Source organism: Streptomyces sp. NPDC001222 (assembly GCF_042896945.1).
Lineage (GTDB): Bacteria > Actinomycetota > Actinomycetes > Streptomycetales > Streptomycetaceae > Streptomyces > Streptomyces gibsoniae.
Genome location: NZ_JBIAXT010000064.1, coordinates 1 through 19,371 on the forward strand (window position 1 = coordinate 1; position 19,371 = coordinate 19,371).

At 67.2% G+C, this 19,371-nt stretch carries 22 protein-coding genes and 1 pseudogene; 6 read left to right on the top strand and 17 right to left on the bottom strand.

Annotation, left to right across the window (positions count from 1 at the left end; genetic code table 11):
- Window positions 1-80: 80 nt before the first annotated feature.
- The gene (locus ACFY2Z_RS40510; RefSeq protein ID WP_390749003.1) at window positions 81-863 is read right to left on the bottom strand and encodes a LuxR C-terminal-related transcriptional regulator; all 783 of its coding nucleotides are present in this window, start codon (window positions 861-863) and stop codon (window positions 81-83) included.
- A gap of 230 nt (window positions 864-1,093) precedes the next feature.
- On the opposite strand from ACFY2Z_RS40510, the gene ACFY2Z_RS40515 reads away from it, so the two are divergent.
- On the top strand, window positions 1,094-1,450 hold the full coding sequence (locus ACFY2Z_RS40515; protein ID WP_390749004.1) for an SH3 domain-containing protein: 357 nt from the start codon (window positions 1,094-1,096) through the stop codon (window positions 1,448-1,450).
- 509 nt (window positions 1,451-1,959) lie between these two features.
- A complete protein-coding gene (locus ACFY2Z_RS40520) occupies window positions 1,960-2,625 on the top strand; it encodes a nitroreductase (protein WP_390749005.1) in 666 nt (221 codons plus the stop codon).
- A gap of 124 nt (window positions 2,626-2,749) precedes the next feature.
- Here the strand turns inward: ACFY2Z_RS40520 and ACFY2Z_RS40525 are convergent, their stop codons facing one another.
- The 12 genes and pseudogenes from ACFY2Z_RS40525 to ACFY2Z_RS40580 all read right to left on the bottom strand — a co-directional run bounded on the left by ACFY2Z_RS40525 (window position 2,750) and on the right by ACFY2Z_RS40580 (window position 11,519).
- Entirely contained in the window at window positions 2,750-3,409 is a 660-nt protein-coding gene (locus ACFY2Z_RS40525; RefSeq protein WP_390749006.1) for an MSMEG_1061 family FMN-dependent PPOX-type flavoprotein, read from the bottom strand.
- Between the two features lie 259 nt (window positions 3,410-3,668).
- A complete protein-coding gene (locus tag ACFY2Z_RS40530; RefSeq protein ID WP_390749007.1) occupies window positions 3,669-3,959 on the bottom strand; it encodes an Ada metal-binding domain-containing protein in 291 nt (96 codons plus the stop codon).
- A complete protein-coding gene (locus ACFY2Z_RS40535) occupies window positions 3,956-4,696 on the bottom strand; it encodes a 2OG-Fe(II) oxygenase (RefSeq protein WP_390749008.1) in 741 nt (246 codons plus the stop codon). Before ACFY2Z_RS40535 ends, ACFY2Z_RS40530 begins: the two co-directional genes overlap by 4 nt.
- Complete coding sequence (locus ACFY2Z_RS40540) at window positions 4,693-5,310, bottom strand: methylated-DNA--[protein]-cysteine S-methyltransferase (RefSeq protein WP_390749009.1); 618 nt, start codon at window positions 5,308-5,310, stop codon at window positions 4,693-4,695. Before ACFY2Z_RS40540 ends, ACFY2Z_RS40535 begins: the two co-directional genes overlap by 4 nt.
- Entirely contained in the window at window positions 5,307-5,807 is a 501-nt protein-coding gene (locus tag ACFY2Z_RS40545; RefSeq protein ID WP_390749010.1) for an RNA polymerase sigma factor, read from the bottom strand. The genes ACFY2Z_RS40540 and ACFY2Z_RS40545 overlap by 4 nt, the downstream gene beginning before the upstream one ends.
- A gap of 43 nt (window positions 5,808-5,850) precedes the next feature.
- Entirely contained in the window at window positions 5,851-6,363 is a 513-nt protein-coding gene (locus ACFY2Z_RS40550) for a methylated-DNA--[protein]-cysteine S-methyltransferase (RefSeq protein WP_390749011.1), read from the bottom strand.
- Between the two features lie 344 nt (window positions 6,364-6,707).
- A pseudogene (locus ACFY2Z_RS40555) lies at window positions 6,708-7,298 on the bottom strand (IS5/IS1182 family transposase); the annotation flags it as partial.
- 94 nt (window positions 7,299-7,392) lie between these two features.
- Window positions 7,393-7,845 (bottom strand): hypothetical protein, encoded by a 453-nt coding sequence (locus ACFY2Z_RS40560; RefSeq protein WP_390749012.1) that lies wholly within the window; start codon window positions 7,843-7,845, stop codon window positions 7,393-7,395.
- A gap of 81 nt (window positions 7,846-7,926) precedes the next feature.
- Window positions 7,927-9,033: a NucA/NucB deoxyribonuclease domain-containing protein gene (locus ACFY2Z_RS40565; protein ID WP_390749013.1), complete on the bottom strand. Its 1,107-nt coding sequence runs from the start codon at window positions 9,031-9,033 to the stop codon at window positions 7,927-7,929.
- A gap of 1,053 nt (window positions 9,034-10,086) precedes the next feature.
- Entirely contained in the window at window positions 10,087-10,521 is a 435-nt protein-coding gene (locus tag ACFY2Z_RS40570) for a DUF2267 domain-containing protein (protein WP_390749014.1), read from the bottom strand.
- A gap of 68 nt (window positions 10,522-10,589) precedes the next feature.
- Entirely contained in the window at window positions 10,590-10,985 is a 396-nt protein-coding gene (locus ACFY2Z_RS40575) for a DUF2267 domain-containing protein (RefSeq protein WP_390749015.1), read from the bottom strand.
- A gap of 102 nt (window positions 10,986-11,087) precedes the next feature.
- Window positions 11,088-11,519, bottom strand: coding sequence for an Hsp20/alpha crystallin family protein (locus ACFY2Z_RS40580; protein ID WP_390749016.1), 432 nt, complete (start codon window positions 11,517-11,519; stop codon window positions 11,088-11,090).
- 127 nt (window positions 11,520-11,646) lie between these two features.
- On the opposite strand from ACFY2Z_RS40580, the gene ACFY2Z_RS40585 reads away from it, so the two are divergent.
- Window positions 11,647-12,312 carry a type III effector protein gene (locus ACFY2Z_RS40585; RefSeq protein WP_390749017.1) on the top strand — a complete coding sequence of 222 codons (666 nt, stop codon included), beginning with the start codon at window positions 11,647-11,649 and terminating at the stop codon, window positions 12,310-12,312.
- A gap of 137 nt (window positions 12,313-12,449) precedes the next feature.
- Window positions 12,450-14,360 carry a molecular chaperone HtpG gene (htpG, locus tag ACFY2Z_RS40590; RefSeq protein ID WP_390749018.1) on the top strand — a complete coding sequence of 637 codons (1,911 nt, stop codon included), beginning with the start codon at window positions 12,450-12,452 and terminating at the stop codon, window positions 14,358-14,360.
- A 205-nt stretch (window positions 14,361-14,565) separates the two neighbouring features.
- On the opposite strand, the gene ACFY2Z_RS40595 is transcribed toward htpG, so the two are convergent.
- The 4 genes from ACFY2Z_RS40595 to ACFY2Z_RS40610 all read right to left on the bottom strand — a co-directional run bounded on the left by ACFY2Z_RS40595 (window position 14,566) and on the right by ACFY2Z_RS40610 (window position 15,991).
- Entirely contained in the window at window positions 14,566-14,787 is a 222-nt protein-coding gene (locus ACFY2Z_RS40595; RefSeq protein WP_390749019.1) for a hypothetical protein, read from the bottom strand.
- 221 nt (window positions 14,788-15,008) lie between these two features.
- Window positions 15,009-15,236, bottom strand: coding sequence for a hypothetical protein (locus ACFY2Z_RS40600; protein WP_390749020.1), 228 nt, complete (start codon window positions 15,234-15,236; stop codon window positions 15,009-15,011).
- Between the two features lie 245 nt (window positions 15,237-15,481).
- Window positions 15,482-15,646, bottom strand: a complete 165-nt coding sequence (locus ACFY2Z_RS40605; protein ID WP_390749021.1) for a hypothetical protein — start codon at window positions 15,644-15,646, stop codon at window positions 15,482-15,484.
- A 72-nt stretch (window positions 15,647-15,718) separates the two neighbouring features.
- A complete protein-coding gene (locus ACFY2Z_RS40610; protein WP_390749022.1) occupies window positions 15,719-15,991 on the bottom strand; it encodes a hypothetical protein in 273 nt (90 codons plus the stop codon).
- Between the two features lie 934 nt (window positions 15,992-16,925).
- On the opposite strand from ACFY2Z_RS40610, the gene ctaD reads away from it, so the two are divergent.
- On the top strand, window positions 16,926-18,644 hold the full coding sequence (ctaD, locus tag ACFY2Z_RS40615; protein WP_390749024.1) for a cytochrome c oxidase subunit I: 1,719 nt from the start codon (window positions 16,926-16,928) through the stop codon (window positions 18,642-18,644).
- The gene (locus ACFY2Z_RS40620; RefSeq protein WP_390749023.1) at window positions 18,641-19,033 is read left to right on the top strand and encodes a cytochrome c oxidase subunit 4; all 393 of its coding nucleotides are present in this window, start codon (window positions 18,641-18,643) and stop codon (window positions 19,031-19,033) included. The genes ctaD and ACFY2Z_RS40620 overlap by 4 nt, the downstream gene beginning before the upstream one ends.
- Window positions 19,034-19,371 lie beyond the last annotated feature (338 nt).

Here is a 19,371-nt window from a genome sequence, read left to right on the forward strand (position 1 = left end):
GGAAGAAGGCGCTGAACCAGTTCTCACTGTTCTTCGAGGACCGGCTCAACACCAGGTAACCCCCGGGGACTTACACAAAGTCACTGACACGTCCCGCCGCCCAGGTCATTCCACAAGGCGGCGAGTTGGCTTCGCCGGGTGCACCCGAGCGCGGCGTAGGCGGCGGTCAGGTGCTTCTTGACGGTGTCGACGGTTACGTGCAGGGCGGTGGCGATCTGCTCGTTGGACGCTCCCTGCGCTGCCATGCGGGCGGTCTGCCGTTGGCGGGGTGTCAGCCGGGCCCATCCCGGTGGACGTGGTGACGCGGTGCGGACGTGCAGGGCGAACAGGTTGGCCAGGTGCGGTGCCAGGGCCGAGACTATGGCGAGGTCGTGTGCCGTGAACGCTCCGCTGTTCTCGGCCAACAGGCCTATACCCGCGCATGCGCCCGCCCGGGATCGTAGCGGAACGAGCACTTTGTCGTAGATGCCGTGGCGGAACAGGAAGCGGTCGAGGTAGTCGTCGTGCTCCGCGGCGCGAGCGCCGACGCAGGCGCTCATCGGTATGGGGGCCGGCCCGGCCGACGGGCGTCTGCGGCACGCGAGGGCGAAGGGGTCCAGCTGGTGGAAGTACTCCACATAGGACGGGAGCATGCGGCGGGCCCGGCCGGCCGCTACCGGGGCGGAGTCCAGGAAGACCCCGGGCAGTGAGGCGCCGACGAAGAACGTGACATGGCGGTATCCCAGGTGGCGTCTGAGGCTGTCCAGTACCGCCTCGCGGAACACCTCCAGCGTCGCGGCGGCACCGCACTCCTCCACCACGCGCAAGACGCGGTCGAGGTCGATGACGTCCAGAGGCACGGTGCCGGGTTGTGTGCTGGTCACGGCTTCCCCCAAAGCGTGGCGCGTGCTGTTGCCGGGCGACGGACTTTCCACTTTCGGGCCATACCTGGTCGCGTGCGTTCCTTGCCACTGTGGGCGTGCGGGTCAACGACCGCAACCAGCGATCGAAACAGGACCGATGGTCCGGTTGTCCAGAAGGCTTCACGCTGGGCAATTCCTTCCCTGCACATGAGCCTGCGCACGGTTCGATCCGACGGACACACGGAGGAACGATGAAGCTGAAACTGGCAGCACTCGCCCTGGGCACAGCCCTGATCTCGGGTGCAGCCGTGGCCCCAGCCGCGCAGGCGGCTGCTCCCCAGGTGGCTTCGCAGCCGTCGTGGTGCGGCTGGAGGCCGGCCAACAACTCCCACGACCCCGGAACCGTCAGCTACAGCTACGTCAACATCCGCAGCGGCCAGAGCACTCAGTGCAACGTCATCGGCGGCGCCAGCAACGGCCAGTGGGTCACAGTGCGCTGCTACATCTACAACACCGCGGGCGAGGAGTGGTACTACATCGATGGGCCGGTCACCGGTTGGGTGATCGCCAACAGCGTGTACGCCGGCTGGAGCCCCGTCCAGTGTTGATCGCCAGGGCAGCCACAGCCCCACAGTGATGGGCGGGCCCCGCGGGCTTCGCCTCCCGAGCGGGGTAGGGGCATCACCGCAACGCCGGCAAAGCTCCCTGACCGGCCCTATGCCGTCAGGGAGTCGCGCCGTATGGCGCGTCCGGGCACCAGCGGGAGAACCGGACCGGACGGGCCAGGCGCCCAGCCAAGGACCGCGCCGTACCGCGGTGCCACGGAAGCGGGGGTCCGGGGGCCGCGAGGGCCCACGGCAGCCACTGCGCGGAAGTCCCTTCGCCCGCACGCCCACCGCGGCGAGCGTCTAGGGCGCCGAGGCATTGCCGAAGCGTGGGACGTCGGCGGCGGTCAGATCGGGGCGCGGTCGGTGCCACCGGGCGGGATGCCGCACGGTCCGCGGAGGAGTGCCGGTCGGTTTTGGCAGCACCGAAAGCTCCGCCCGGCCTGCTCGCTCGGTGCAATGATCCTCCTCGTGTCTTCGCTGCGCGCCGTGGAGTGGGAGGACAAAAAGACGTGGATGTGTATGAAGCCGTGGACAGTCGCCGGGCTGTGCGGGCGTTCAGCGACGAGCCGGTGCCTAAAGAGGTACTCGAACGCGTGCTGGCTGCAGCGACGCGGGCTCCTTCGAGTGGGAACCTGCAGCCGTGGCACGTGTATGTCGTGACCGGTGAGCCCCTGGCCGAACTGAAGAAGCGCGCGACGGCCAGGGCATTGGCGGGAGACCCGGGGGATGAGCGGGAGTATCCGATGTACCCGGCCGATCTGGCCTCGCCGTATCTGGACCGCTTTTCCGCCGCGGCCGCCCAGCGGTACAAGGCGCTGGGAATCGAGCGCGACGACCCCGGCAGGCCCGCGAAGATCGCCGCCATGAACTCGGAGGCGTTCGGAGCGCCGGTCGTACTGTTCTGCTACCTCGACCGGACGATGGGACCCGGGCAGTGGGGGGACGCGGGGATGTACTTGCAGACGGTCATGCTGTTGCTGAGGGCGGAAGGGTTGCACAGCTGCCCCCAGGTGATGTGGACGATGTATCGCAAGACCGTCAACCGGACGGTCGCAGCCGCTGACGGACTCGTGCTGTTCTGCGGTGTCTCGGTGGGATTCGAGAAGGAAGGCGTGCCACGGTTGCGCACCGGGCGGGCGGACATGATGGAAACAGTGAGCTTCATCGGAGGATGACCCGCTGACCGGTGATCCTCACAACAGACAGGTCGTCAGCCACGGACTGCCCCGCGACCGATCGTGGAGCGGGCCGGCCTGAGGGTTCGGCGGGCTGGTGGTTCAGCAACCGCGGGATGGCCCGCTACTCGTACCGGTACTTCAGCGAATCCGCCTCCGCCTGCTCGATGTCGGCGATCGTCAGCTCCGGCATCCGCAGCTGGGCCAGCGTCACCTCGGCCGAGGTCGGCTGGGCGTGTGCCGGCAGCCACTGCTCCGGCTTCCAGGCCCCGCTGCGCAGGAGCGACTTGGGGCAGTGCGGGTAGACCTCCTCGATCCCCACCACCAGCGCACTGGCCGGCGGCTTGCCCACGGCGGTCAGCTGCGACAGCAGCTCCGGGCGGGTGGAGACGCAGGCCCGGCCGTTCACCCTGAGCGTCGTGGTGCGCCCCGGGATGACGAACAGCAGCCCGGCCCGTCCGGTGGCGACGACGTTCTGCAGGGTGTCCAGTCGCTTGTTGCCGGTCGCGTCCGGTATCGCCACCGTCCGTGCGTCCAGGACGGCGACGAACCCGGCGGGGCCGCCGCGCGGGGAAACGTCACAGTTGCCCTCGGCGTCCGCGCTGGCGACCAGGACCAGCGATGAGCAGCCGATCAACCGCCGGGTCTGCTCGGTGAGTTCGGTCATCTGCTTGCGCACGGCCGCGTCGCCGGGGAGTTCGTAGGCCCGGCGCAGCGCCTTCTGGTCGCGCACGGCGTCGAGGCGAAGCGAGTCGAAGGCACTTTTGGCAAGGGGTGGCGTCATGCCACCGACCCTATGGGACCCACCTGCGATTGATCCTGGTCGGTGAGCGCGGGGACACGCGGACGGCCGCGCGAGTTGTCTGGTGTGTGAAGGCGGCATCCATGCCCCCTCACCACGCAGAGCACTTCGACACGATTTCGTCGTGGACCATGGGGAGACCGAACGGTGAGCCGGTACTTCGCCCTGGGCTCTGCTGGATGCACATCCGTGGCTGTCAGGTCCGCGTCATAACTGGCTGACGCCTTCAGCAACGGGCTGGTCAGGGCTTGCATCGTTCGCCGTTCTCTCGGGTGGTCTTCCACTTCTGATAGCGGTCCTTGCAGCAGGCTCCGCAGGGGCGGAACCCGGCCGCGACCGCCGTGGCCTCGTCGGCGAAGAAGACCCGGTGCTTCACGTAGCCGCCGCGAGCGATGGCGCGCAGCGCGTCGGGACAGTCGAGTCGTCCGTAGATCTTCGAGTCGCGGTGGCCGCCCCACAGCCCCTTGGCCGCAGACCGATAGGGACGGCCGTCTGCCCCCAGAAGGGTGTACGTCTTCGTTGCGTCGCTCATGCGGCGTCATGGAAGACGAGAGCGAGGGTGTGACGTTCGCCGGACCGGATGGCGGATACGCCGTGCCGAACCGGCGCGGCGGACCATCCGCGGGCGGACTCGACGGGCCGGTCGCGGGTGGTGAAGAGGTATCCGCGACCGTGCGGCAGCAGCGTGGCCGTGCCCCGAGACTGGGCGCGCGGGCGCTGTTCCAGCAGCAGGAATTCGCCACCCGTGTGATCCACGCCGGGCTCGTTGAGGTTGATCACGACCTGCAACGGGAACACGAGGTCGCCGTACAGGTCGCGATGCAGAGCGTTCCAATCCTTCTCGCCGTAGTGGAGCAGGATCGCCGAAGACTTCGTCTGGCCGGCGTCGTGGCACATCTGAAGCCACTCATCAAGCGAGTCCGGCCACGGTGCGGGCCGGCCGAGCTTGGTCCACCAGTCGCGGGCGATGGGAAGCAGCCGCGGGTACAGCGCCTGCTTGATCCGCTCGATCGGTTCCGGGTACGGCGCGTTGAAGTATCGGTACCGGCCCTCACCGAAGCGGTGCCGACCCATGTCGACGGTGCTGCGGAACAGGCCGTCCTGCTCGTACAGCTCCCTGATCTCCACGGTCTCGTCCGGGGTCAGCAGTTGCGGCAGCAGTGCGCCGCCGTACTCGTTGACCTCTGCGGTGATCGCCTCCCAGTCGCCGGACTCGACGCGGCTGTACCACCGGTCCGTCTTCTTCCCGGCCGCCTTCGAGGTGCTCATGCTGCGGCCTCCAGGTTCAGCAGCGCGGTCTTGGCTTCGAGTCCGCCGATGTAACCGCCGAGCGTGCCGTCGGTGCGGAGCACGCGATGGCACGGGACGACGATCGGCAGCGGGTTGGTCGCACAGGCGGTGCCCACCGCCCGGACGGCCTTGGGGTTGCCTACGAGCTCGGCCATGTCTCGGTAGCTGCGGGTCTGGCCGTACCCGATCTCGGGCAGATGCGTCTGCACGAGGCGCCGGAATCCGCGAGACAGGGACAGGTCCAGCGTCAGGTCGAAGACTTGGCGGTGCTTGGCGAAGTATTCGTCGATCTCGCGAGCCACTTCGTCCAGCCGCTTGGGGGCGCGCAGGATGCGAGGGCTGAGCTTCTGGCCGAGAGCTTCCAGAACTCGATCGTGGTCCTCGCCGGCGTACGCCACGCGGACCAGCCCCTTCGGGGTGGCGGCGAGCAGCAGCTTGCCGACAGGCGAGTCGATGGTGGTGTAAGCGACATCGATGAGATCGGCTCGTTCTGCCGCCTGCTCCAGACGGCGGTGGAGCCGACTGAGGGTGCCGGCGTCCACGGGCGTCGACAGCAGGGCGGTCATGTCGTCATCGTTGCGAATGTCGTTCATGATGATGCTCCTTTCGTGATCGCGCCCGGATATTTCTTCCTGAGATTCTTGAGCCCGTCTGAGGCGGCTCTTCGGGCCGCCTCAACGGTGCCGCCGAGGATCTCTGCGATCTCGGCGTATGCCAGCCCCGCCACATAGCGGTAGGCGACAGCCTGGCGTTGTTTGCTCGGGAGCCCTTTCACTGCAGTCCACAGGTCAGAGTCCCCGGAGTCGTCCGGGATGCCCCGCCCTGTCGGTGCTTCCGGTACCTCGTCGACTGGTAGGGGGCTCCTCTTCGCGGCACGCAGCACGTCGATCGCCTTGCGATGCGCGATCGTCACGAGCCATGCCTCCACGTTCGCCGTCTCAGGCAGGTCGGGATAGGCGCGCATGGCGGAGAGGAAGGTCTCCGACCATGCGTCGTCCGCGTCGTGCGGGCCGAGGACGACCCGGCAGACGCGCAGCACGGTTGCGCCGTGCTGCGCGACCACGTTCTCGAACGGTTGTTTCATGTCCATCCCACTGAAGATGCACTTTCGGCCGCAAACGTAAGTTTTCCGGTCAGAACAACCGTCCGGCGCTGACCGCGGACGGCTCCTCGAGCTCCAGCAACGCCTGCTTGCGCTTCAGCCCGCCGGCGTATCCCGTGAGGGAACCATTGGAGCCGACGACGCGGTGGCACGGCACGAAGATGCACAGCGGGTTCGCCCCCACGGCCTGTCCGACCTGTTGCGCGAGGCTGCGGTCTCCGACCTGCTCGGCGATACGACCGTAGGTGGTCGTGTCACCGCACTGGATGCTCTTCACGATGTCCCAGACGGCGTGCTGGAACGAGTCGCCCTCGGCGGCGAGCGGGAGATCGAACTGCCTACGTCGACCCGCCAGGTAGTCGCGCAGTTGCCTGGCCGCTTCGTTCAGCAGCCCGTCCGTCGAGTCGGCCACCTCGGGGCCGAACGCCTCCTGCGAGGGCCGACGGACGTGGTGCCTGAAGTACAGGCCGGCAATCGTCTCGCCCTTGGCAACGAGCGTGATCGGTCCAAGGCGGGTCTCGATCACGATGTGTCGGGTGCTCATCTGCATTTCCCTTCTCCTGGCTGGTAGACGTGCGCCGCCCGCAGAACGTGAGATTTCGGATGGTGTCGTTGCCGATCGCCGTGCCGGCAGGTGGCTGCGGGAAACTTGCGGAGCTTCCCGCGATCATGCGTGCTCGACACGCCGCGCCGTAGGGGAAGCAGACGACTCGCGCACTGATCTCGGCAAACTGTGACTCGTAGGCATCCCAGCCCGCCGTGCCTTTCCAATCGCAGAATGCGACGGACCAACCGCTGCCCCCTGCTCTGCGGGAAGCTGACAGGACGGCGAACGACACGCCCATGGACTCGGCCTCCTGGCCCCTGAAGGCCACCGGCAACCCGTAACCGGCACCGGTTGATCGTGCGCTCGACCTCCTTCCGGCGCCTGTGCATCTCTTTGTCGAAGCCCGCAGGTCGGCCTCCTCGGCTGCGCGGCGCCGGCGGTTGGCCCGCTGAGCCTTCGGCTCCGGGAGGGTGTGCTTGATCTGGCGCCCGCGCAGGTAGCGGTGATTGCGGCGGGAGCTGCATGCCTTATCGCGCCAAGGTGGTCGGGGCGGGTGCGCGGGTGGCCGCCCCAGAGGCGCGTGACCCGGATCCGTTCGAGAACCGGGATCAGCTGCGGGCTGTCGCCCCACTGGCCGGGGGTGATCAGCTTGGCCGGCCGCTCTCCCCGGCAAGATGGATCTTGCAGGTCAGGCCACCCCCGGCCGACCCCTTCGTCGGGGCGGTGCTGCCGAGGCGTCGATCTTCTCTTCGGAGCCCGCGGCGTTCTCCGCGGGGCCCCGGCCGCGTGCTGGTGGGCCCGGCGCGAGGTCGAGTCGACGCTCACCATGCTCCAGTCGACCCGCCCCTGAGCATCCGCATCAGCCTGGACGGCCGGAAAGATCCGGTCCAGGTGCCGTCCGCCGACCATCGGCGATGGCGCTCGTAGACCGTCCAGATCGAGTCGCGATACGCGCCACCCCCCTATGCCGCCCAGAAGGCCGCCGTCCCGATGCTTACCGGCCTGCCTGCCGGCGCGCTCAGCGTTCTATGCGGGCCAGAACTGGAGGACGTGTTCCTCGACCTCGTACGCTGCGATGAGGAGGCGACCGTTCCAGTGGTATGGGGGTTCGAGGCCGGGCTGATTGAACAGGTGGTCCGGCGGCATGGGGTCTTGGAACATGTCGTCGGGGTCTGTGCCGGTGGTGAAGCTGGCCGGGTCGTCGGTGGCGGTGCAGGTGAAGGTTTCGGTGTGGGTCCATTGCCCCGGCAATGGTTCGGGTTCCTGGTCGTAGATGAGGAAGCTGATCTTGATGGGCTCCCACTCGGTGGATCCTGCGGTGATGGTGAGGCAGCTGTTGTTGTCGGTGGCGGTGATGCGGGTGTGGGCGGTCATGGAGGGCAGGGCGATGCCGTCGGGTTCTCCCATTCCGATGACATAGAAGGCGTGGCTGAGGGTGGCCATCGCGGTGTACTCGTCTACCGGCCTGATCTCTGTCATAGGTGTTTCTTTCTTCCGTCATGGGGCAGGCCCCTCGCGCCGCGGGGCGCGAGGGGCCTGCCGGTGCTGGACTTGGCGGTGTTACGCGCCGGCCTGCACGTAGAACTTGTCTCCGGGCAGGATGTGGTAGCGGCCGAAGAACGTTCGGAGGAGGCCGCCCTGCTGGCGATTCTCCTTCAACGGCACCCACTTGATGGACCGGTTGGGCGGGTTGTAAGTGTTGCCGCCCTGCGTGGTCTCGGCAAACGGGTACTCGTCGCAGGAGGGCTTGGTGCCGTCGTCGTGTGGGTCGACGGTCCACCAGATGTCGCCCGGCTTGGGGTGGACGTCGGGGCCGCAGACTTCCCTGCGGTTGTCGTTGGCCTGACCCTTGGTGGCTCGGGTGAGCGGAACCGTGGAGCCGGGGTAGCCGATGTGGAGTCCGGCGCGCTGGACCTTACGGATGTTGTCGCCGATCCCGGGCAGGTTTGCCATGTCGGACAGTTTGGTCCAGTCCTTCTCGACCGAGACGCGGGTCGGGTAGACACAGCCTGCGCCGTACTGACGGTCCTCGTCGTCGCAGCGGTAGGTGGATCCGGCGTAGGCGACTTCGCCCGGGGTGTACCCGGGCTTGTTGAAGTCGAGCTCGTAGCGGGTGTGGGTGGAGCGCGGGTGACCTGCGCTGACGGTGAAGGTGTGGTCCGCTGATCCGGTGTGGGCGGAGCCGTTCAGGGTGAACGGGGAGGCGAGGCCGCCCCCGGCGTGGACCTGGCAGCCGGAGCCGCAGGAGGGGTGGAAGGTGGTGATGATGCCGCCGGCGGTGCCGTTGAGAGCGGCCTTGCTGACGGTGATCTTCTCGGACCACTTGACCCTCTTGAGGTTCAGGTGGACCTCATGCCACACGGTGAACGAGGCGGTGCCGACGGTGCGGCCGTTCCTCTTCACGTTGACCTTGATGGGCATGTGATAGCAGTCCATCGTGCGGTTGACCGCAGTGGTCATAGGGTTGGGCAGCTTGCAGTACCCAGCGGGCTCGCCTGCCTGCGGCGTGACCATGCCGGGCTTGGAGGTGGTGGCGCTGAAGTCGGACTTCGCGGCGCCGGTGCTGACGGTGATGCTCAGGTGTCCGTCGCTCGGCTGGTCGGCCATGGCTGACGGTGCGGCGCCCGTTGCGAGCAGCCCCAGCCCCGCGGCCCCCGTAGTGAGCAACTTCCTCAATTTCAAGTTATTCCCCCGGTGTTGGTTCAGCCGACGGAGGACGCATTGACCAACTCACGTGTCCTCCGGTCGAGTTGGCGCCATCGAAGCACAGCCAGCACACAGATTGCATGTCAATTCGGTCGGTTTCAGCCATAGATGAGCTGGCGTCACCAGCAGACCGGGTTCCTGCACCCCGCCTCCCGACAGGCGAACTGAATGCCGCCTCCTACGGCCCACCAGCGGACTTCTGCCCCACCCGCGGCGACCGGGCTGGGCTGTATCAGCGAGCGAGGGCGACATTGATCGGCACGTCCGGGCCGCGGTCGAGGCTCTCGGTGAGCGCGGCTTCCTCTGCGGGGTCGACGGACAGGCGGCAGCGGGCCTTGTCGGCGATCCAGTCGGTGACGTACTGGCAGCGGTAGTCGGCATAAGGGGGGAAGCCACTGACTGGGGTCCTTGTCCGCCGTGGACTGGTTGGAGGCGGCGGACACCGCCATCAGCGCGCGGGTTGTCGAGGCCGTTGGCATACGCTTCGCGCTCCCTGGCCGTCCGAACAGAGGCGCCGGAGTCCCAGGCTGACAGCGAGCGAGGTGTCGACGTCCTTGGTGCGGGTGCTGTCGAGGTAGCGGTCGTCGTAGGGGGACTACCACCGGCTGCCGGTGAGGGTGCAGTTCGGGCCGACGACGGGCCGGGGGACGGCTTCCGCCTCGCCGGGATGTTGCCGGGCCACGGGCATGTCCATGGATCGGTGACTCTGCTGATCCAAGCTGAACCCCGTGTCGGGCTTCAGGCTGAACACCTGGTCAGGGCCCGAACGTGGGCAGGGCGGCTGCCCGCTGTGCGGACTGCTGCACCCGCTACTCCGGGCGGCACTGAGGCCGCCTGACGCGAACCCGACGCAGAAGGGGTGATGTCCCCGTCACGATGCGCGGCGAGGGCATCCGACCGGGATCAGCGGTGCCGCCAAGCGGGCAACGGCGGTCATTTCATGTGCCGCGGGGGGTGCGGGGCGGACAGCGACGCGGCGGTCGTCGCGCCCGCCCCGAGCACGCATGTCGCCGGCTACGCGGCGGGGGCGAGTTCGGCGCGGCCGAACAGCAGCGCGTAGCCGGAGGGGAGCTGTTGAAGGATGCGGGTCAGCAGGTCGGGGCCGGCGTAGGCCGCGACGGCGGAGAAGACGGATCCGGTGTCCCAGCGGGTGGTGCCCAGGGAGGCGCCGGTGCGGACGGCGAGGTCCTTGACGAAGGCCGAGCCACCCAGCGGGTGGGTGTCGGGGATCTGGGCGGTGAGGACGCGTGCGGCTTCGAGGGGGAGGCGGGCGGCCAGGTCGACGCGTTCGTCGCCGGTCAGCTGGCGTCCCAGTGCCGCGAGGACGAGGCGGACGGCTTCCTCGGCCTTCTCACGGGTGGGGTAGGCGCCTTCGTAGCGGACCTTCTCCAGCATGCGCTCGTACGCCTTCCCGTAGGGCACCTGGAGCGGTGCGCTCTGGTCGGACATCACTGCGGTGGTTGCCTTTCTGTCACCAGGGTCGTGGTGGCCGGTGCGGGGCCACCCGGGGCGGGTGGTCAGGCGGGCTGGGGGCGGCCGAAGAGGAGGTCGTAGCCCGCGGGGAGCTGGAGCAGGATCGCCGTGAGGAGGTCGTCGCCGGCGGCGTCGGCGACCGTGGACAGGACGGCGCTGACGTCCCAGGCCGCGGTCTGTTCGGTGGCCCCTTCGATCCAGGCCGCGGTCGCGCCCACGAACCGCTCCGGGGGCAGCGGCTCGGCGCTCTGCAGCGGGTTGAGAAGGATCTGGGCGAAGTCGTCCGGCAGACGCGCCGCCAGCTGGGCGCGTACCTCGCCGACCAGGTGTGCGCCCAGCAGGGCGAGCACCACGCGGGCCGCGCGTTCGGCCTCCTGGAGGGTGTCGTACTCGCCGCGTCCCTTCACATGGTCGAGGAACGCCTCGCGTCGCACAGTCATGTCGGCCGTCACCCCTTCCTCGGTCCACGGGGCGCGGAGGACGGGCGAGGGGGGAGATCAGATACCCGTCCTCCGCCGCTGTTCAGCCCTCGTCTGTCCGGCTCAGCCTGAGATCTCCTTGCGGCCCGATCCGACGCCGATGGAGATCTTGCGGGGCTTGGCGCGCTCGGCGATCGGGATGCGCAGGGTGAGCACGCCTGCGTCGTAGTCGGCCTGGATGTGCTCGGTGTCCAGCGTGTCGGCCAGCACGATCTGGCGGGAGAAGACGCCCAGCGGCCGTTCCGACAGTTCCATCTGTACGTCGTCGGCCTTTGTCACGGGTCGGCGCTCGGCCTTGACGGTCAGCATGTTGCGTTCGACGTCGATGTCGATCGCGTCCGCGCTGACGCCGGGGATGTCGAAGGCCACCACGTACTGGTCGTCCTCGCGGTAGGCGTCCATCGGCATCGGGGATGGCCGGGACCAGGTGCTCGGACCCATGAGCTGCTGGGCCAGCCGGTCCAGCTCACGGAAGGGGTCGGTGCGCATCAACATCGGAAAACACCTCCAGGAAGGTTCGGGCAGTTGCTGCCAATGCGCCGCACTGAAACCGTTGTAACATGTCATCCAATGGATGACAAACATGGTGTCGTCCAAAGGATGACTACTGAAGGAGGCGCCCATGCCCCCGGCCGACCAGCCGGCCCGACCCAGCGCCGACACACAGAGCCCGGCGTCGTTCCTCGCCGCCTCAGCAGCCCTTCACGCCATAGACGACGCCCTGCATGCCGCCCGGCAGGAGGCCCCCGGCACTGCCGAGGCTCACGACGTCGGCCCGGAGCAGGCCCTGGCCTCCCTTCTGCTGCTGCGGCAGGTCCGCGAGCAGCTCGCCGGATGGGAAACCGGCCTGATCGAAACGGCCCGCCACGCGGGTGCCAGCTGGGCCGATCTCGCCCACCCTCTCGGCGTCGCCAGCCGCCAGGCCGCCGAACGCCGCTACCTGCGCGGCCGGCCCGGCCCCGCCGGAACCACCGGCGAACAACGCGTCCAGGCCACCCGCGAACGCCGCGCGGCCGAACGCACCACCGCCACCTGGGCCCGCCGTAACGCGGCCGACCTACGGGCCCTCGCGGCCCAGATCACCGCGCTCGCTCACCTCACGCCCGAAGCGCTCTCCGCCCAGGCCGCCCTGCACACCGCCCTCGGAGCCACCGACGCGGCCGAGCTCATGGCCCCCCTGGCCGCCATGCGCCCCTATCTCGCTCACCACACCGAACTCGCCAATCGCCTGGACGCCTTGGCCCGCTACACCGACCGGCTCCACGACGACACGACTGACGACGCCTGACTCCCGTCACAAAGAGCCACAAGTTTGCGGCTGCAGTCCGGCTGACTGGCCTCGAATTAGGCCAAAGGCGGCAACAATCCGTCCCGGCCCGAATCCTATCCGTTCATCACATTTTCACGAGAAAGGGAGCCCCCGTAGTGGGTAGCAGTATCGAGACGTTGGAATTCCAGGCTGAGACCCGCCAGTTGCTCCGACTGGTGATTCACTCGATCTACTCGAACAAGGACATCTTCCTACGAGAGCTGATCTCGAACGCCTCCGACGCACTGGACAAGCTCCGGCTGGAGTCACTGACCGACTCCGGTCTTGAGGTCGATAACACCGACCTGCACATCGTGTTGGAGGTCGACAAGGACGCCCGCACACTGACCGTCCGTGACAACGGGATCGGCATGAGCCGGAACGATCTTGTGGAGCTGATCGGCACGATCGCCAAGTCCGGCACCGCCGGCCTGCTGGAGAAGATCAAGGAATCCAAGGACGCCGCCACCGCTCAGAGCCTGATCGGGCAGTTCGGCGTCGGCTTCTACTCTGCATTCATGGTCGCAGACAAGGTCACCCTGCGTACCCGGCGGGCCGGCACCGACTACGGCACCCAGTGGGAGTCCGACGGCGAGGGCGCCTACACCATCCAGGCCGTCGACGGCCTACCCGTGGGAACCTCGGTCACCCTGCACCTCAAGCCCGCCGACAGCGAGGACGGGCTGGCCGACTACCTGTCTGAGTGGAAGATCCGCCAGATAGTCAAGCAGTACTCCGACTTCATCCGCTGGCCGATCCAGATGGCCACCGAGCATACCGACGCCGACGGCTCCACCCGTTCCGGCGTCGAAACCCTCAACTCAATGAAGGCACTGTGGGCCCGACCGCGCACCGAGGTGACCCAGGCCGAGTACACCGAGTTCTACAAGCAGATCAGCCACGACTGGCTCGACCCCGCTGAGACCATCCACATGCGCGCCGAAGGCACCTTCGAGTACGAGGCGCTGCTGTTCATCCCCTCCCAGGCGCCGTTCGACCTGTTCTCCCGCGATACCAAGCGGGGCGTGCAGCTGTATGTCAAGCGCGTGTTCATCATGGACGACTGCGAAGCGCTGATGCCGAACTATCTGCGCTTCGTCAAGGGCGTCGTCGACGCACACGACCTGTCGCTGAACATCTCCCGTGAGAACCTGCAGCACGACCGCCAGATCCGCGGCGTACGCCGGCGCTTGGTCAAGAAGGTCCTCGGGGCGATCAAGGACATGCAGGCACGCGACGGCGAGCGCTACACGAAGCTCTGGGCGCAGTTTGGACGGGTACTGAAGGAAGGCCTGATCGAGGACCCCGACAACACCGAGGCGCTGCTGGAACTGGTGTCGGCCGCCTCCACGCACGACCCGGAGAAGACCACCACCCTGCGCGAGTACCTCGAGCGCATGAAGGATGGTCAGGACGCCATCTACTACCTGACCGGCGAGACCCGCGCAATGGTGGAGAACTCTCCCCACATGGAGGCCTTCGCTGCCAAGGGCTATGAGGTCCTGATCCTCACCGACCCCATCGACGAGGTCTGGGTCGACCAAGTTCCGGCCTTCGACGGGCATCGACTGCAGTCCATCGCCAAGGGCCAGGTCGACCTCGACGAGCCGACGGAAGGCGACCAGGATGCCGAGCAGGCCAAGCGTGAGCAGGACTACGCCGCCCTGCTGCCATGGCTGACCACCGCCTTGTCCGAGCACGTCAAGCAGGTCCGCCTGTCGTCGCGACTGACGACCTCGGCGGCATGCATCGTCGGCGACGCTCACGACATGACCCCGACCCTGGAGAAGATGTACCGGGCGACGGGACAGCAACTGCCCACCGTTAAGCGGATCCTGGAACTCAACCCTACCCACCCGCTGATCACCACCCTGCGCACGGCACACGAGGCTGACGCCGACGACCCCGCGCTGGCAGAGATCGCCGAGCTGGTATACGGCAGCGCGCTACTCGCCGAAGGCGGCGACCTGCCCGACCCGGCCCGCTTCACCCGACTGCTCACCGACCACCTGACCCGCACCTTGTAATCCATGGCTGTCGCCCGGCACAGCCAAAGCGCCGGGCGACACACCCCGACCTCGCCACCCTCACACTCAAAGGTGCTCTGCGCTACCACGGCGCTGGCGCCCGGCGCCTGGGGGAGGTCCTGCGGGTGCGTACCCTCTGCCGTCTCGGGGTCGACGTTCGGGTCGGTATCGGCCCGTCGATCACGGTGGCGGCCACCGCTTCCGCCTAGGTCCCGCAGCCCGGTGGCGTCCTCGCCATCGACCCTGACCGAGCCGCGGACTGGCTGGGCGCGTTGCCGGTTGACGCCCTGTCGGCCCGCGCCAGGTTGAGGTGCTGTGCTACGGCATCCGCTCCGTCGGCCTGCTCGCCGCCGTCCCGAGCCACCGACGCCTGCGGTTCCACGGTCACCGGCGCGCTGGTCATGATGTCGCGCACGTGCTGGGTCATGATGAAGCTCCTTTTCCCGGTTCGTATGGTGCCTGCCCCCGCCCTCGATGGCCGGGTACCCACCGCTCCGGACTCTCCGCACAGGAAGAGGAGAACCGCAACGCTCGTCCGTTGGCGGTGGGCGTTGAGTGGTGCCGCACGACAGGGCCCGGCCGGCCCGCCGCCCCGGAAGACCGCGCGCTCATGCCCGCTCCCAGGGGCAGCCAGCCCTCATCGCCCTGTCACGAGCGCCCGGCAGCGGCCACGAGGTTGCCCCGTCGGCGGCCGGGCAACGTCCCGTGCCGGGACTTCGCCATCAGCATCGGCAGGAACGCGCCCTGCGCGCCGAGGCGGGTCGGCTCGGCCTGGCCGTACCCACGCAGATCCCAGCCCGTTCCCAGACCGCGCATCACAGTGTGCTCGTCCAGCAGGGCACGGCCCTGCCTGCAGGAGAGCCGGGCCGGATGCATCCTCCTGTCCCGCCGCCGGACCGTGGAAAGGCCATGCCCGGACCACGAACGACTCACTGACCGCCATCCAAGCCGTCGTCCTCACCCTGGCCGTGCTGCTCGAGCCAGCGCTGAACCTCGCGTTCTGCCCCATCACACCCCGCCGGACCTGCTCGCGGGTCAGGCCCGACTCCGTGATCAGGTCCTCCTCGCTGATTCCCTCGGGATGGTGCCGCAGCACCTGGGCGATCTTCCAGGCCCACAGCTCAGCGGCTACGAACGGCCGAGCGTTTGTACTGCTCGGCCAGCTCAGCCATGTGCTCACGCGAGCGCCCGAGCAGCATGCGCTCGCCGTCGAACCGCGGATCGGTCTGGATTGCTGACGAATCCAGCACCAGCGCATACCAATCCCTGCTGCCGCTCGGGATCACCGCCCCGCACAGATCACAGATTCTCGGCTTCGACGTCCTCGTCCTCGTGGTGTTCCGGCCGACTGCCCGTGCTCACTGACTGCGGATCCCCTCCGGCGCCGGCGGACGTGCTCCAGCCTGCCGCAGCACCGCCGGCCCCACCGTCGACGGGTCGCCGCTGGCCACCCACCGGAAGCGGGCCACCATCGTCAGATCGTCGATGCTCTCCCGCACGAACCCGTCCACGATGCCGAGGCCGCCCGAGCAGTGACGGAACAGGATCTCGCCCGGTTCGGCCTCGTTGGCAAGCTGCTGGTAGTCGCCCGAATCGGGACAACCCGAGAACTCGTACACCCAGTGATTCATGCCTTACCTCCTGTCGGAGGGCAACGATCGGACGGATGATCAGGCACGACGACTTGATCCGTCCGAAGGACTCAGCGCTCCGACATGGACGAACGGCCACCGGCTGACCTTCGAGGTGCCCAAGCCCGAATGAGATCAGCACGATGACGCACCAGACAGCCCGCCCCTGCTGCCCTCAATGAGGACAACCTCGCCACAGCGAGTCCCGATCTGCTGCGCGCGATGGTCAAGACGTTCACCGACGCGCTCACTTCCGCCGAGGACGGCGCCGCATCAGGTGCGGCGAACAGGCTCTCCTGCCTGCGGTCCGCGACGCCGACGAGGACTGCCTGGTGGTTTGCCGACGGGGCGGACCTGGACCGGGACATCAACGCGGCGGTCAACGTCGCCAAGGCGGCCGGACCGGCCGTGTCAGCCTGTGGAGCGCAGGTGAGATGGGCACCCGTGCCCGTACCGCGAAGCGAAGTGGGCACCCACTCGACACCGCAGCCTTCAACGGCCCGGTAGACGGGAATCTCCACCCTCAGGGGGAGAGGATGCCAAGGCTCCCGTGCAGACAGCAACGACGATGTGCTGGAAGCCGTCTCTGCGGCGTTCATGACGGCCGTGCGCCGATTCGAACGCAAACGTGCGCACCTCTGCCTGTGGTACACGATGCCGTCACTACGAACCTCCTCCCGCTGCAAACCGCCGTCGGCGATCTCCGACGGCTGTACATCCACATCAGGCCCTCCGGCGGTTCCACCCGCGGCTCAGGGGCACGAGCGGCTGAACGCCCCGCGTTGCCGAATATGACGAGGGAAGCCGGCAAGGCCCGTCGAGCCGACCCGACACCGAACGGTGGAATAAGGCGGGAAGCGCGGCGGGCAGCAGACCGTTCCGCGCGCGGTTCGTCAGGATGGATCTCGTTTGGTTCAGCGAATGGAGGGCGCTCATGTCAAAGACATCCGCAGGGCTCGACGAGCCAAGGGGCAGGACGCGGGACCCTCACGTCCCCACAGGGGAGTGGGCCAGGGACTATTTGACGACCACCGACCACAAGAAGATCGGCAACCTGTATCTGGTCACCTCGTTCGGCTTTTTCCTGTTCGCCGGTGTCCTGGCGATGATCATGCGCGCTGAACTGGCTCGCCCCGGGCTGCAAATCGTCACCGCACAGGAGTACAACGAGCTCTTCACGATGCATGGCACGATCATGATGCTGCTCTTCGCGACACCCACGTTCGCCGGATTCGCGAACGCCATCATGCCGCTGCAGATCGGCTCCCCCGACATGGCGTTCCCGCGGCTGAACGCGCTGTCCTACTGGCTGTTCCTCTTCGGCGGGCTGATCGTCGTCTCCGGCTTCCTCGTCGGGCAGGGTCCGGCACCGTTCGGCTGGTTCGCGTACGCGCCTCTGAACAACGCCGTTCACTCGCCCGGCCACGGGGGTGACCTGTGGGCCATGGGGCTGGCCGTCTCGGGTGTGAGCACGACGCTCAGCAGCGTCAACTTCATCTCCACGATCCTGTGTCTTCGGGTTCCGGGGATGACCATGTTCCGGATGCCGATCTTCACCTGGAACATCCTGTTCACCTCGATTCTCGCGCTGTTGGCGTTCCCCGTGTTCACCGCGATCCTGCTGGCCCTGGTCGCCGATCGGAACTACGGTGCCCATATCTTCGACTCAGCCACGGGCGGGGCCCTGCTGTGGCAGCACCTGTTCTGGTTCTTCGGCCATCCGGAGGTCTACATCGTGGCACTGCCGTTCTTCGGCGTCGTCACGGAGATCATCCCAGTATTCAGCCGGGCACCTGTCTTCGGGTACGTCGGTATGGTCGGTGCGACAATCGCCATCACCATGCTGTCGGCCACCGTTTGGGCTCACCACATGTTCGCCACGGGTGCCGTGCTATTGCCGTTCTTCTCGCTGATGTCATTCTTGATCGCCGTGCCGACGGGAGTGAAGTTCTTCAACTGGATCGGCACCATGTGGAAAGGCAGCGTCTCCTTCGAGACACCGATGCTGTGGGCGTCAGGCTTCATGGTGACTTTTCTGCTCGGCGGGCTCAGCGGTGTGATCATCGCCTCCCCGGCCCTGGACTTGCACCTGACTGACAGCTACTTCATCGTCGCCCACCTGCACTACGTGCTCTTCGGGACCATCGTGTTCGCCATGTTCGGTGGCTTCTACTTCTGGTGGCCCAAGATGACGGGCAAACTGCTCGATGAACGCCTGGGGAAAATCCATTTCTGGACACTGTTCATCGGCTTCCAGACGACGTTCCTGGTCCAGCACTGGCTCGGTGAGACCGGCATGCCACGTCGCTATGCGGACTATCTACCCGCCGACGGTTTCACTGCTCTGAACACGACGTCCTCGATCGGCGCCTTTCTCCTCGGTCTTTCCACGCTGCCCTTCCTCTACAACGTGTGGAAGACAGCCCGGTACGCCCCCAAGGTCGAAGTGGACGACCCCTGGGGGTGGGGCCGCTCCCTCGAGTGGGCGACCTCGTGCCCACCACCCCGGCACAACTTCACCGCACTGCCACGCGTCCGGTCCGACTCGCCAGCATTCGACCTCCATCACCCTGAAGTACAGAAGCTGCTGGCACCGTCGGCCACCGGAACGGTGGAGCCGACCCCCGACACCCTGGGAGAGCAGACCCAATGAAATCCGAGGCTTACCTCTTCGCCGGCGTGGCACTCTTCTTTCTGCTCACCGACGCCGCATACATCTGGTTCGCACGCGAACCCGCCGGAATCGCCGCACTGACTGTCTCCTTCGCCATGTCGTCCCTAGTCTCTTTCTTCTGTCTCGTCAACTACCGGCGCAAGGGCCTGCGGCCCGAAGACCGCCCAGACTCTGAGATCCGCGATCGCAGCGGCGTGATCGACTTCTTTCCTCCGCAAAGCGGCTACCCGGTGACGGTCGCCCTGGGCGCAGCGGTGATCGCCGTCGGCATCGTCTACGCCGTGTGGATCGTTCTCATCGGGTTCGGCATTCTCTGGCCGGGCGTACTGGGCATGGTCTTCCAGTTCTCTGGACGAGAGGGCGATTGAGACAAGCCGCCACGTTCACGTCCTCGACAAACCCCTCGATAAGAGATGATCTTGTTGAAGTGTCCTGGTTCCGCGTGACCTGTGTGACGATTCGACCGTTCGGCAGGGCGTGAGTACTCGGCCGTCGACCGTGGACGATGACTTGTGGTCGCTGATCGAGCCGCTGCTGCCGCCACAGCCGGAGAAAGCTCGATCTCCAAGCTCAGTGCGCGTCCACGTGCTGGGCCTGATCATCGGTGTGGTGGGGGCCTCCCCCTGAGTGGTGGACACGCTGATACTGGATCTGCTTGATCCGGAGGAAGCGAGAACCCCGCCGATGGCGATGAAGGACTACTCGG